Origin of the sequence: Frankia sp. AiPa1 (genome assembly GCF_023243075.1) — a bacterium.
GTDB lineage: Bacteria > Actinomycetota > Actinomycetes > Frankiales > Frankiaceae > Frankia.
Genome location: NZ_JALKFZ020000001.1, coordinates 208,512 through 222,030, shown reverse-complemented (window position 1 = coordinate 222,030; position 13,519 = coordinate 208,512). Strand labels below are relative to the sequence as shown.

The following is a 13,519-nucleotide window of genomic DNA, read 5'->3' as shown; positions in this document are numbered from 1 at the left end:
GATGCCGGCTGGGCGTCGCGTATACTTGACAGCGATCACACATTTTCACCGAAGACCGCTGGTCGCCGTCGTTCTCCCTGGTGGGCTCCGCCCGCTGGTGGTGGGACGGCAGCCGAAGGCCCGATCTCCCGGGCGGCCCGCGTAGGTGGCGGAAAGCGATGGATCGCGGCAGCCTGAGGGCGGTCGGCAGCGCAGGTGGGCTGCTGTCCCCGGACGGATCCGCGGTTGTCACGCCCCGTGCGCCTGCGCCGGGGCGTTTGTCGTTTCCCGGGGCGGTCGGGCGGATGGGCGGATGACCGGCGCACATCCCGAAGGAGCCCCATGGCGAAAGCTGAGAAGACCGCCGCGGTGGCGGAGATCGCCGAGGACTTCCGCTCCTCGAACGCCGCGGTGCTCACCGAGTACCGCGGCCTGACGGTCAGCCAGCTCACCGAGCTGCGGCGTGCCCTGGGTGGCGGCACCCGCTACGCGGTCGTCAAGAACACCCTCACCAAGATTGCGGCGAACCAGGCCGGGGTCACCGGGCTCGACGAGCTGTTCGTCGGCCCGACCGCGGTCGCGTTCGTCGCCGGCGACCCGGTCGAGGCGGCGAGGGGCCTGCGCGACTTCGCGAAGGCGAACCCGGCGCTCATCGTCAAGGGCGGCGTCGTCGAGGGCAAGCCGCTGAGCGCTGACGAGATCCGCAAGCTCGCGGATCTCGAGTCCCGCGAGGTTCTGCTGGCGAAGCTGGCCGGGGCCATGAAGGGCTCTCTGGCCGGCGCGGTCGGGTTGTTCGCCGCCCCGCTGTCGCAGGTCGCCCGGCTCGCCGAGGCACTGCGCGAGCAGAAGGCCAGCGCGGCCCCGGCGGCGGACGCTGCCGATGCCGCGCCGGTCGCCGCCGAGGCCGCCGCGCAGTGACGCACCGCCAGGGCGTGCAGACCGCAGGCCCGGGCACCGCTCGATCCTGAGCACCCGCTCGATCCCGAGCACCCGTTTGATCCGGGGCACCGTTTGGTCCGGGCCATCCCGGGTCGCTCCGGTTTCTGGAGGCCGGTGCGCCAGGTGCGGCGCAACGCTGCCGTAGGGCGCTGCCTGTCCCCGGAACAGACCTACCTGAGCACAGACTGACGAGGAAGGAAACGCCACCATGGCGAAGCTGTCCACCGAAGAGCTGCTGGACGCGTTCAAGGAACTGACCCTGCTCGAGCTCTCCGAGTTCGTGAAGCAGTTCGAGGAGACCTTCGGCGTCACCGCGGCCGCGCCGGTCGCCGTGGCCGCCGTCCCGGCTGCCGGTGGCGCGGGTGCCGACGCGCCGGCCGCCGAGGAGCAGGACGAGTTCGACGTGATCCTCGAGTCGGTCGGCGACAAGAAGATCCAGGTCATCAAGGAGGTCCGTGCGCTGACCAGCCTCGGGCTGAAGGAGGCCAAGGACCTCGTCGACGGCGCCCCGAAGCCGGTTCTGGAGAAGGTTGCCAAGGAGGCCGCGGACAAGGCCAAGGCGGCCCTCGAGGGCGCTGGCGCGACGGTCACCGTCAAGTAGTCACTGTCGGCTCCCAGCGGTAGGCCAGCGGCGCACCGGCGGCGGTCGGCAAGCTCTGCTGCCGGCTGCCGGGCGCGCTCCGGGAGGTCGTTCAACGGCCCCGTCCCGGAGCGCACGCGGTCGTTGGCCGCAACGCCACACGGCATGGGCCGGGGCACCTCCGAGGTGTCCCGGCCCATGCCGTGTCCGGCGGGACGAAATGCCCGGATGCGCTGCTACGTAAGCGGTTGAGCAGGTCGAGTCGTTCGTGACGTTTTCCCAAGGGGGTTGACGGCCTCTGTGGATCGGGGTTCCATCATGTCGCGAACACTCGTCGGGAAGCAGATGCGTTGAGCTACGTTCCCTGCGCGCGGTCCTCCCGCGCACGGCCTTGCCAGCGGTGTGCCCTTCGGCTACACTGCTAGTTTGCGCTGCCCTTTTCGTTGCATCGGCTCCGAGACGCCGGTTCCCCGGTGAGGTCGGGCTCTCCAATGGGGGTTCGGTCCATGCCGCCGGGTGGCCCCGGCGGCTCGCCGGAGCCGCGTCTACGGCGGGTCGGTTCGACGCGGGGGCGCGCTGGTCGTGCTGGTGCCTGGCACGGCTTTTAGCAGCCACACCGAGGATCCCAACGCCTGTGCACCGACCCGTTGTTCTCAGCGGACACTGGCCTCGCCGCGCGCTCGCGCCGCGACGGCCCTTCGGCGTGCCCGCAGTCAGCCGAAGGCCGGCCGCACCGATCGGCTGCGGTTTTGCGGACCGATGGACCAGGAACCGACGGACCCCGCTGCGGGACGAGGGTTTACTCCGACCGCGCGACCGGCCGCCGAGCCAACAGGGCCGTTTGAGTCGGCGGGGCAGTTCGAACCGGCAGAACGATCTGCGCCGGCCGCCCCGCACGATTGCGTCCCGCGGTCATCCTCTCACTGGCGGGGCACCCCCGCCGGTGTTCCCGACAACCGTAGCGAGACACTGATCACCTGACCACCCCCCGACGGATCCTTGACGTCCGCGACGCCAGCCCGACGATCAGGCCACCGGAAGGACCACCTTGGCCGCCTCGCGCTCTTCCTCCCGCATCTCGTTCGCTAAGATCATCGAGCCCCTCGAGGTCCCGGATCTCCTTGCTCTTCAGACGCAGTCCTTTGATTGGCTGATCGGCAGTGACACCTGGGCGGAGCGGGTTCAGGAGGCCATCGACTCGGGTCGGGACGATGTTCCGATCACCTCTGGTCTGGAGGAGGTCTTCGAGGAGATCTCCCCGATCGAGGACTTCTCCGGCTCCATGTCCCTGTCCTTCCGGGACCACCGGTTCGAGCCGCCCAAGTACTCCGTGGAGGAGTGCAAGGACAAGGACATGACGTTCTCGGCTCCGCTGTTCGTGACGGCCGAGTTCACCAACAACACCACCGGTGAGATCAAGAGCCAGACGGTGTTCATGGGCGACTTCCCGCTCATGACCCCCAAGGGCACCTTCGTCATCAACGGCACCGAGCGCGTGGTGGTCAGCCAGCTCGTCCGGTCCCCCGGGGTGTACTTCGAACGCAGCCTCGACAAGGCGTCCGACAAGGACCTTTACTCCTGCAAGGTGATCCCGGGCCGGGGCGCCTGGCTCGAGTTCGAGATCGACAAGCGGGACACCGTCGGCGTCCGCATCGACCGCAAGCGCCGCCAGTCCGTCACCGTGCTGCTCAAGGCGCTCGGCTGGGACGAGGCGCGCATCCTGGAGCGCTTCGGCGACTTCCCGTCGATGCGGGTCACCCTGGAGAAGGACCACACCGCCAGCCAGGATGACGCGCTGCTGGACATCTACCGCAAGCTGCGCCCGGGCGAGCCGCCGACGCGGGAGTCGGCGCAGACCCTGTTGGAGAACCTCTTCTTCAACCCGAAGCGCTACGACCTGGCCAAGGTCGGCCGCTACAAGGTCAACAAGAAGCTCTCGCTCGAGGTCGCGCACGATGTCGGCGTCCTCACCGAGGACGACATCGTGCGCACGATCGAGTACGTCGTCAAGCTGCACGCGGGTGCCGACCCGGCCGAGTACGAGGTCGACGACATCGACCACTTTGGCAACCGGCGGCTGCGCACGGTCGGCGAACTCATCCAGAACCAGGTCCGCCTGGGCCTGGCGCGGATGGAGCGAGTCGTCCGGGAGCGGATGACCACCCAGGACGTCGAGGCGATCACGCCGCAGACCCTGATCAACATCCGGCCGGTCGTCGCCTCCATCAAGGAGTTCTTCGGCACCAGCCAGCTCTCCCAGTTCATGGACCAGACCAACCCGTTGGCGGGCCTGACCCACAAGCGCCGCCTGTCGGCGCTGGGCCCGGGTGGTCTGTCCCGGGAACGGGCCGGCTTCGAGGTCCGAGACGTGCACCCCAGCCACTACGGCCGGATGTGCCCGATCGAGACGCCGGAAGGCCCGAACATCGGCCTGATCGGCTCGCTGTCGACGTTCGCGCGGGTCAACCCGTTCGGCTTCGTCGAGACCCCGTACCGCAAGGTCGTCAGCGGCCGGGTCACCGAGCAGATCGACTACCTGACCGCGGACGAGGAGGACCGGCACGTCAAGGCGCAGGCGAACACGCCACTGCGTCCCGACGGGACGTTCGCCGAAGACCGCGTCCTGGTCCGCCGCAAGGGCGGTGAGGTCGAGTTCATCCCGCCGGACGAGGTCGACTACATGGACGTCTCGCCGCGGCAGATGGTGTCCGTGGCCACGGCCATGATCCCGTTCCTCGAGCACGACGACGCCAACCGCGCGCTGATGGGCTCGAACATGCAGCGCCAGTCGGTGCCGCTGCTGCGCTCCGAGGCGCCGCTGGTCGGCACCGGTATGGAGGCTCGCGCGGCCAAGGACGCCGGTGACGTGATCGTCGCGGTCCAGGCCGGCGTGGTCGAGGACCTCTCCGCCGACTACATCACCGTCATGCACGACGACGGCACCCGGCGTACCTATCGGCTGGCCAAGTTCCGCCGCTCAAACCAGGGCACCTGCATCAACCAGAAGCCGATCGTCTTCGAGGGCGACCGGATCGAGGCCGGCGACGTCATCGCGGACGGCCCGTGCACCGACAACGGCGAGATGGCGCTTGGCAAGAACCTGCTGGTCGCCTTCATGCCGTGGGAGGGGCACAACTACGAGGACGCGATCATCCTGTCGCAACGCCTCGTGCAGGACGACGTGCTCTCGTCGATCCACATCGAGGAGCACGAGGTCGACGCCCGCGACACCAAGCTCGGCCCGGAGGAGATCACCCGGGACATCCCGAACGTCGCCGAGGAGGTCCTGGCCGACCTCGACGAGCGCGGGATCATCCGGATCGGTGCCGACGTGCAGACCGGTGACGTCCTGGTCGGCAAGGTCACCCCGAAGGGCGAGACCGAGCTGACTCCGGAGGAGCGGCTGCTGCGTGCGATCTTCGGCGAGAAGGCCCGCGAGGTCCGCGACACCTCGCTGAAGGTGCCGCACGGCGAGTCCGGCAAGGTCATCGGCGTGCGGGTGTTCTCCCGCGAGGACGGCGACGAGCTGCCCCCCGGCGTCAACGAGCTGGTCCGGGTGTACGTCGCCCAGAAGCGGAAGATCACCGATGGCGACAAGCTCGCCGGCCGGCACGGCAACAAGGGCGTCATCGCCAAGATCCTCCCCGCCGAGGACATGCCCTTCCTCGAGGACGGCACCCCGGTCGACGTCGTGCTCAACCCGCACGGCGTGCCCCGCCGGATGAACATCGGCCAGATCCTGGAGACCCACCTCGGCTGGGTCGCCAAGACCGGCTGGCAGGTGGATGCCGGTACCGAGGGCTGGAAGGAGCGGTTGCGCGGCATCGGCGCCGACGCCGCCCCCGCCGGGACGAACGTGTCGACCCCGGTGTTCGACGGCGCGCGAGAGGAGGAGATCACCGGCCTGCTCGACTCGACCCTGCCGAACCGCGATGGCGTCCAGCTGATCGGCTCCTCCGGCAAGGCCACGCTGTTCGACGGCCGTACCGGCGAGCCGTACCCGTACCCGGTGGCGGTGGGCTACATCTACATCCTCAAGCTGCTCCATCTGGTCGACGACAAGATTCATGCTCGCTCGACCGGCCCCTACTCGATGATCACCCAGCAGCCCCTGGGTGGTAAGGCGCAGTTCGGTGGCCAGCGGTTCGGTGAGATGGAGGTCTGGGCGCTGGAGGCCTACGGCGCCGCCTACGCCCTGCAGGAGCTGCTGACTATCAAGTCGGACGACGTCGTGGGCCGGGTCAAGGTCTACGAGGCGATCGTCAAGGGCGAGAACATTCCGGAGCCCGGTATCCCGGAGTCGTTCAAGGTGCTCATCAAGGAGATGCAGTCGCTGTGCCTCAACGTCGAGGTGCTCTCGAGCGACGGTGTGCAGATCGAGATGCGTGACACCGACGAGGACGTCTTCCGTGCGGCGGAGGAACTCGGGATCGACCTGTCCCGGCGCGAGCCGAACAGCGTCGAGGAAGTCTGACCGACTCCCTGCGTCCCGACCGAAATAGAGAGAGCAGGCGACAGTCTTGCTGGACGTCAACTTCTTCGACGAACTGCGCATCGGTCTTGCCACCGCGGACGACATCCGACAGTGGTCGCACGGCGAGGTCAAGAAGCCGGAGACGATCAACTACCGCACCCTGAAGCCCGAGAAGGACGGCCTCTTCTGCGAGAAGATCTTCGGGCCGACCCGGGACTGGGAGTGCTACTGCGGCAAGTACAAGCGGGTCCGGTTCAAGGGGATCATCTGCGAGCGCTGTGGCGTCGAGGTCACCCGGGCGAAGGTGCGCCGTGAGCGGATGGGCCATATCGAGCTCGCCGCCCCGGTCACCCACATCTGGTACTTCAAGGGTGTCCCGAGCCGCCTTGGCTACCTGCTGGACCTGGCACCGAAGGACCTTGAGAAGGTCATCTACTTCGCCGCCTACATGATCACCAAGGTGGACACGGACGCGCGCCACCGCGACCTGCCTACCCTCGAGGCCCGCATCGGCGTGGAGAAGCAGCAGCTCGAGGACAGGAAGAACGCCGACGTCGAGACCCGGCAGAAGCGGCTCGAGGGCGACCTCGCGCAGCTCGAAGCGGAGGGCGCCAAGGGCGACGCGCGGCGCAAGGTCCGCGAGTCGGCCGAGCGCGAGATGCGGCAGATCCGCGACCGTTCGCAGCGTAAGATCGACGATCTTGGCCGGGTCTTCGACCGCTTCAAGAACATGAAGGTCCAGGACCTGGAGCCGGACGAGCTGCTCTACCGCGAGCTGCGCGACCGGTTCGGCCAGTACTTCGACGGTGGCATGGGCGCCGAGGCACTGCAGCGGCGCATCTCCGAGTTCGACCTGGCCGCCGAGGCGGAGTCGCTGCGCGAGACCATCCGCAGCGGCAAGGGGCAGAAGAAGGCCCGTGCGCTCAAGCGGCTCAAGGTCGTCTCCGCGTTCCTGAACACCCGCAACTCCCCGATGGGGATGGTGCTCGACTGCGTGCCGGTGATCCCGCCGGACCTGCGGCCGATGGTGCAGCTCGACGGTGGCCGCTTCGCGACCTCCGACCTCAACGACCTGTACCGCCGGGTGATCAACCGGAACAACCGGCTCAAGCGGCTGCTCGATCTCGGCGCGCCCGAGATCATCGTCAACAACGAGAAGCGGATGCTGCAGGAGGCCGTCGACGCGCTGTTCGACAACGGCCGCCGCGGCCGGCCGGTCACCGGCCCGGGTAACCGTCCGCTCAAGTCGCTGTCCGACATGCTCAAGGGCAAGCAGGGCCGGTTCCGCCAGAACCTGCTCGGCAAGCGGGTCGACTACTCCGGCCGGTCGGTCATCGTCGTCGGTCCGCAGCTCAAGCTGCACCAGTGCGGTCTGCCCAAGCAGATGGCACTGGAGCTGTTCAAGCCGTTCGTGATGAAGCGCCTGGTGGACCTCAACCACGCGCAGAACATCAAGTCGGCCAAGCGGATGGTCGAGCGGGCCCGCCCGGTCGTGTGGGACGTGCTCGAAGAGGTCATCACCGAGCACCCGGTGCTGCTCAACCGGGCACCGACCCTGCACCGCCTGGGCATCCAGGCCTTCGAGCCGCAGCTGGTCGAGGGCAAGGCCATCCAGATCCACCCGCTGGTCTGCACCGCGTTCAACGCCGACTTCGACGGTGACCAGATGGCGGTGCACCTGCCGCTGTCCGCCGAGGCCCAGGCCGAAGCGCGGATCCTGATGCTGTCGAGCAACAACATCCTCTCGCCGGCGTCCGGCCGGCCGCTGGCCATGCCCTCGCTGGACATGGTCACCGGCGTGTTCCACCTCTCGACGATGGCCGAGGACTCCATCGGCGAGGGTCGGGCGTTCTCGTCGGTGGCCGAGGCGCAGATGGCCTTCGACGCGAAGGAGATCGCGCTGCAGGCGCGGATCAGCGTCCGGCTGCGCGACACCACCCCGCCCTCGGAGTGGACGCCGCCGGCCGACTGGATCACCGGGGATGTCTTCACCCTGGAGACCACCTTCGGTCGCTGCCTGCTCAACGAGGCGTTGCCGGAGGGCTACCCCTTCATCAACGACCAGCTGAACAAGAAGGCCCAGGCCGCTATCGTCAACGACCTGGCCGAGCGGTACCCGAAGATCCAGGTCGCGGCGACGCTGGACGCGCTCAAGAGCGCCGGTTTCTACTGGGCGACCCGGTCCGGGGTCACCGTCGCCATCGAGGACGTCGTCGCGCCGCCGAACAAGGCGCAGATTCTCGACGAGTACGAGCAGCGGGCCGACCGGGTGCAGAAGCAGTTCGACCGCGGCTTCCTCTCCGACGAGGAGCGCCGCAGCGAGCTTGTCCAGATCTGGACCGAGGCGACCAACAAGATCGCCGAGGCCATGGAGGCGAACTTCCCGAAGACCAACCCGGTCCATGTGCTGGTCAGCTCGGGTGCCGCCGGAAACATGATGCAGATCCGGCAGCTCGCCGGCATGCGTGGTCTGGTCTCAAACCCGAAGGGTGAGATCATCCCGCGGCCGATCAAGGCGAACTTCCGCGAGGGCCTCACTGTGGTCGAGTACTTCATCTCGACCCACGGTGCCCGAAAGGGTCTGGCCGACACCGCCCTGCGTACCGCCGACTCCGGCTACCTGACCCGCCGGCTCGTCGACGTCAGCCAGGACGTCATCGTGCGCGAGGAGGACTGCGGCACCGAGCGCGGCATCCTCACCCGGATCGCCAGCCGCGGCGCCGACGGCGTCCTGGTGCGCGACCGCTACGCCGAAACCTCGGCCTACGCGCGCACGCTCGCCTCCGACGCCGTCGACGAGCACGGTGAGATCATCGTGCCCGCCGGCACCGACGCCGGCGATGTCGCGATCGGCCAGATCATCGAGGCCGGCATCGAGAACGTCCGGGTCCGCTCCGCCCTGACCTGCGAGTCCCGGATGGGCGTGTGCGCCCAGTGCTACGGCCGGTCGCTGGCCACCGGCAAGCTGGTGGACGTCGGCGAGGCCGTCGGCATCGTCGCTGCCCAGTCCATCGGCGAACCCGGCACCCAGCTCACGATGCGTACGTTCCACTCGGGCGGCGTCGCCGGCGACGACATCACCCAGGGTCTGCCGCGTGTCGTCGAGCTGTTCGAGGCCCGCAGCCCCAAGGGTAAGGCGCCGATCACCGAGGTCTCCGGCCGAATCAAGATCGAGGAGACCGAGAAGACCTTCAAGGTCGTGGTCGTTCCCGACGACGGCAGCGAGGAGATCGCCTACCCGGTCTCCCGTCGCTCCCGGCTGCGTGTCCGCGAGGGCGATCGCATCGAGGTCGGCAACCAGGTCGTCGACGGTGCCGTCGACCCGCACGAGGTGCTACGCATCCTCGGCCCGCGTCAGGTTCAGCTCCACCTGGTCGAACAGGTCCAGGAGGTGTACCGGTCGCAGGGCGTGTCCATCCACGACAAGCACATCGAGATCATCATCCGCCAGATGCTCAAGCGGGTGAACGTGCTCGAGTCCGGCGAGACCGTCCTGCTGCCCGGCGAGCTGTGCGAGCGGGCCCGCTTCGAATCGGAGAACCGGCGCGTCGTCGAGGAGGGCGGCCAGCCCGCCTCGGCCCGGCCAGTGCTGATGGGAATCACCAAGGCGTCGCTGGCCACCGAGTCCTGGCTGTCGGCGGCCTCCTTCCAGGAGACGACCCGAGTGCTCACCGACGCGGCGATCAACGCGCGCTCGGACTCGCTCGTCGGCCTGAAGGAGAACGTCATCATCGGAAAGCTGATCCCGGCGGGCACGGGCATCTCCCGGTACCGCAACATCCGGGTGGAGCCGACCGAGGAGGCGCGCGCGGCGATGTACTCCGTCGGGGCCTACGAGGATGGCGGCAGTGTCGAGTACGGCGCCTTCGGCACGGGCTCCGGGCAGGCCGTCCCGCTCGACGATTTCGACTACCGCAGCTCTGGCGACTTCCGCTGAGCCGCTGATCCACGCGTAACCTGACGGCGGCCCGGCCTCCCCTCCCAATCGAGGGGCGCCGGGCCGCCGTTCGGCATTTCCGGAGGGATGGACGACCGGTGACGATCGACGGCCAGGCGGGAACGACGGCTGCGGCGACGTCCGTGCCCTGGGCGCAGATCCGCAGGCGACATCTGCTGTTCGAGGATGAGGCGGTGCTGGCGCTGAACAAGCCAGCCGGGATCTCGGTGATGGGGGAGCGCCACGACACCGACCTTGTCCGGCTGGCGGCGGCGGAGGGCGAGGAGCTCTTTCCCGTCCATCGCATTGACAAGGTCACCTCGGGCCTGATCCTGTTCGCCCGCGAGCTGCGCCACCACGGCGACCTCACCCGTCAGTTCCAGCGCCGCACCGTCGACAAGACCTACCTGCTGCTCACCCGCACCCGCGGCCTGCCGTTGACCGGGACGATCGATCTGCCGCTCAGCGTCGGACGGAAGAACCGCGTCCGCGTCGCCGCTGACCGCGCCGCCATCGAAACGACCACCGATTCCCCCGCCGCGCCGGCTTCCGTCGACGGCGGGGACCCTGACATGACGGCCGGGCGCTGGTCGGTTCCGGCCGAGGCGGTCTTCGGACATGTTCGCGTCTACCCGTCCGTGACGACCTTCAAGCGGCTGTGGGAAGGCGGGGACTTCACGCTGCTGGCGGCGACACCGGTCAGCGGCCGGCGTCACCAGATCCGCGTCCACCTGGCCTGGATCGGTCATCCGATCGAGGGTGACCCGCTGTTCGAGCGCACCGTCACCGGGCGGACCCACCTGCACTCCTGGCGGCTGGCCTTCGACAGCGCCGGCGCGGACTCCGACGAACGCCTACGGCTCGAGGCGGCCCCCGGTGCCGATTTCTGGGCCCTGGTCGGCGACCTTCTTCCTCCGCGCTTCTCCGCGGATCTGCCCCAAACCCTGGCCTGGCCCTCACCGCTCCAGTCCTCACCGGCCTCGTCGTCACCGGCCTCGTCGTCACCGGCCTCGTCGTCACGCCGACCTGGTCGTCGTCGGCCTGCATGAAAGGTCCGACGCCGCTCGGGGGACCGGACCGATACCTGGCCGCGGCGGCCTCAGCCGCGGCACAGGCCCCGCCAACTACCGCCAGCACCCGGCTCGCTCGGCCTCGACCTTCTCGGTTGGCCCAGACGCCAATCAGCATCGCCATGTACGGCTTCTGGGGGGACAAACCGGACGGGTGGGGGTAAGAGCCTACAGTAGCGTCACCGTACCTTCGTGGCTCTGCCGAAGGGTCGAGGCAGAGCCCGTCACCGGGCGGGCCCGAGGTGCAGAGACGGCCGCGTGCAGCTCGCCGTAGACGCGGACGAGGTCGGGGAGCTGGTAATGAGCGTTGAGTCCGCTGGGGTTCGGGAGCAGCCAGATGCCAGCGGGGCCCAGAGTCTCGGGCTGGTGGCCGACGCGGGCGGTGCGTCGGCGGAAGCCGATGCGGTAAGCGGCCAGCCCGAGGAAGGCGACCCAGCGCGGGGAGATGCGTTCGACCAGGTCGGTCAGGGGGCCGACACCGGCGCGGATCTCGTCGTCGTCGATCTCGTCCGCGCGGGCGGTGGCGCGCATGACCAGACTCGTGATGCTGATGCCGCGGCTGGTGAGTTCGTCGGTCTCGCTGGGATGCAGGCGGCGCGGCGTGAAGCCGGCCTGGTGTAGGACCGGCCAAAGGCGGTTGCTCGGGTTGGCGAAATGGAAGCCGGTCGCGCCGGACTCCAGGGACGGGTTGATCCCGCAGAGCAGGACGACGGTCTCGGGAGCTACCAGGTTGGGGACGGTCGTGCCGTGGGCGGCCAGCACCTGTTCCCGGCTCGGGCGGCCCCGCGCGTCGGCGGGACGCGTCCGGGCCCCGGCGTTCTGGGCCGCGCTGTTCCGGGTGGCGGCGGGGGGCGCCTTGGCGGCGGTGTTGCGGGTGGTGGCGCCGCCGGTGTCAGTAGCGCTGGCATCGGCGGCGCTGGCATCGGCGGCGCCGGTGTTGGCTGGGGCCGGGTGGGCGGCGGGCCGGAGGCGGCTGTCTTCTGCGTCGAACATGTCCTTCTGGGCCTCCATTGCCGGTATCGTCCTGTCCGGTACAGCCTGCCAGCGCCGGTCCCGGTCGGCAGCCATGGTCAGCCGCCCTGAACAGGGTTATGAGTGGCAGCCATGGGCACAGTGAGCAGGGGCGACATGGGTGCGGCGGGCGGAGCACGGCGTGATGTCGTGGTGGGGTGTGTCGGCGTGAGTGTCCGCCGGGCACCCCGTTCGACACCTGACGCGGCCGTGGAGTACTGTTGATTCCTGTGGCCGGAGCCCACGTGGTTCTGGCGTGCGTCCCGTACTTCGATGTGGCGCCGTGGTGCCAGGCTGGTTGACGTAACGTCACCGCTCAGGTAGCCGTCGGCGACAGTCGGGCTCGGTTCCGCTACGCGGCCGGGCGGGTTGGCGCGCTTTCCACACCGCGGATGGATCCTCAATGTCTGGATCCTCTGCGGTTCAGATGGCGCGACACGCCCGACCGCGTGGGTCGGAAGTCCGATCGAAGTCACCAGGTGGCACCGTGTGGCAGCACGGGGTGCCAGCGGCGTCACGGGAGCCGCGTGGCGCTGGGCAGCACCGGGAGTGATCCAGGTGCGGCTGGCATCGCGGGAGTGGCTCGGGTGCGGGGGCGCGGGCGGACATGCAGGTAGGCCGGGTACCGGTCTGGTTGCCCAAGGCAGTACGACGAGGCGTGACAGGAACGGGAGCGGCGTTGCCCACGATCCAGCAGCTGGTCCGCAAGGGCCGGCAGGACAAGGTCGAGAAGACCAAGACCCCCGCACTCAAGGGGAGCCCTCAGCGTCGTGGCGTGTGCACCCGCGTCTACACGACCACCCCGAAGAAGCCCAACTCGGCGCTGCGCAAGGTGGCCCGTGTCCGGCTGAACAGCGGGATCGAGGTCACTGCCTACATCCCCGGTGTCGGCCACAACCTGCAGGAGCACTCGATCGTCCTCGTCCGCGGTGGCCGGGTGAAGGACCTTCCGGGTGTCCGCTACAAGATCGTCCGTGGCGCTCTCGACACGCAGGGCGTCCGTAACCGCAAGCAGGCTCGCAGCCGCTACGGCGCGAAGAAGGAGAAGGGCTGATGCCGCGCAAGGGGCCCGCGCCCAAGCACGCCGTCGTCGTCGACCCGGTGTACGGGTCGCCGCTGGTGACCGCGCTGGTGAACAAGGTGCTGATGAGCGGTAAGAAGTCCGTCGCGGAGCGCATCGTGTACGGCGCGCTCGAGGGCGCGAAGAACAAGACCGGCAACGACCCGGTCGTCACGCTCAAGCGAGCGCTGGACAACGTCAAGCCCACCCTCGAGGTGCGCAGCCGCCGGGTAGGTGGCGCCACCTACCAGGTGCCGGTCGAGGTGCGGGCCGGTCGCAGCACGACGCTCGCGCTGCGCTGGCTCGTCGGCTACTCCCGGGCTCGTCGTGAGAAGACGATGACCGAGCGGCTGATGAACGAGCTCATCGACGCGAGCAATGGTCTCGGCGCGAGCGTGAAGCGCCGGGAGGACACCCACAAGATGGCGGAGTCCAACAAGGCCTTCGCCCACTACCGCTGGTAGCTCGA

General features: G+C 68.8%; 8 protein-coding genes. 7 read left to right on the top strand and 1 reads right to left on the bottom strand.

Going from position 1 to position 13,519, the window contains the following annotated elements:
* Positions 1 to 321: 321 nt before the first annotated feature.
* The 5 genes from rplJ to MXD95_RS00895 all read left to right on the top strand — a co-directional run bounded on the left by rplJ (position 322) and on the right by MXD95_RS00895 (position 10,958).
* Complete coding sequence (gene rplJ, locus MXD95_RS00915) at positions 322 to 897, top strand: 50S ribosomal protein L10 (protein ID WP_250638544.1); 576 nt, start codon at positions 322 to 324, stop codon at positions 895 to 897.
* A gap of 229 nt (positions 898 to 1,126) precedes the next feature.
* Positions 1,127 to 1,519 (top strand): 50S ribosomal protein L7/L12, encoded by a 393-nt coding sequence (rplL, locus tag MXD95_RS00910; protein ID WP_250638543.1) that lies wholly within the window; start codon positions 1,127 to 1,129, stop codon positions 1,517 to 1,519.
* Positions 1,520 to 2,546: 1,027 nt separating this feature from the next.
* The gene (gene rpoB, locus MXD95_RS00905) at positions 2,547 to 5,972 is read left to right on the top strand and encodes a DNA-directed RNA polymerase subunit beta (protein ID WP_250638542.1); all 3,426 of its coding nucleotides are present in this window, start codon (positions 2,547 to 2,549) and stop codon (positions 5,970 to 5,972) included.
* A 46-nt stretch (positions 5,973 to 6,018) separates the two neighbouring features.
* The gene (locus MXD95_RS00900) at positions 6,019 to 9,909 is read left to right on the top strand and encodes a DNA-directed RNA polymerase subunit beta' (protein ID WP_250638541.1); all 3,891 of its coding nucleotides are present in this window, start codon (positions 6,019 to 6,021) and stop codon (positions 9,907 to 9,909) included.
* 173 nt (positions 9,910 to 10,082) lie between these two features.
* Complete coding sequence (locus MXD95_RS00895; RefSeq protein ID WP_285223472.1) at positions 10,083 to 10,958, top strand: RluA family pseudouridine synthase; 876 nt, start codon at positions 10,083 to 10,085, stop codon at positions 10,956 to 10,958.
* A 189-nt stretch (positions 10,959 to 11,147) separates the two neighbouring features.
* Here the strand turns inward: MXD95_RS00895 and mug are convergent, their stop codons facing one another.
* Positions 11,148 to 11,990, bottom strand: coding sequence for a G/U mismatch-specific DNA glycosylase (gene mug / locus MXD95_RS00890; protein WP_250638539.1), 843 nt, complete (start codon positions 11,988 to 11,990; stop codon positions 11,148 to 11,150).
* A gap of 679 nt (positions 11,991 to 12,669) precedes the next feature.
* Here mug and rpsL point away from each other — a divergent pair.
* Positions 12,670 to 13,044 (top strand): 30S ribosomal protein S12, encoded by a 375-nt coding sequence (rpsL, locus tag MXD95_RS00885; protein WP_009740532.1) that lies wholly within the window; start codon positions 12,670 to 12,672, stop codon positions 13,042 to 13,044.
* The gene (gene rpsG / locus MXD95_RS00880) at positions 13,044 to 13,514 is read left to right on the top strand and encodes a 30S ribosomal protein S7 (RefSeq protein WP_101832667.1); all 471 of its coding nucleotides are present in this window, start codon (positions 13,044 to 13,046) and stop codon (positions 13,512 to 13,514) included. Before rpsL ends, rpsG begins: the two co-directional genes overlap by 1 nt.
* The last annotated feature ends 5 nt before the right edge of the window (positions 13,515 to 13,519 follow it).

Excerpts from the sequence above, each read along its gene's own strand:
- rplJ (WP_250638544.1), top strand. The coding sequence starts at position 322 with ATGGCGAAAGCTGAGAAGACCGCCGCGGTGGCGGAGATCGCCGAGGAC.
- rplL (WP_250638543.1), top strand. The coding sequence starts at position 1,127 with ATGGCGAAGCTGTCCACCGAAGAGCTGCTGGACGCGTTCAAGGAACTG.
- mug (WP_250638539.1), bottom strand. The coding sequence starts at position 11,990 with ATGGAGGCCCAGAAGGACATGTTCGACGCAGAAGACAGCCGCCTCCGG.
- rpsG (WP_101832667.1), top strand. The coding sequence starts at position 13,044 with ATGCCGCGCAAGGGGCCCGCGCCCAAGCACGCCGTCGTCGTCGACCCG.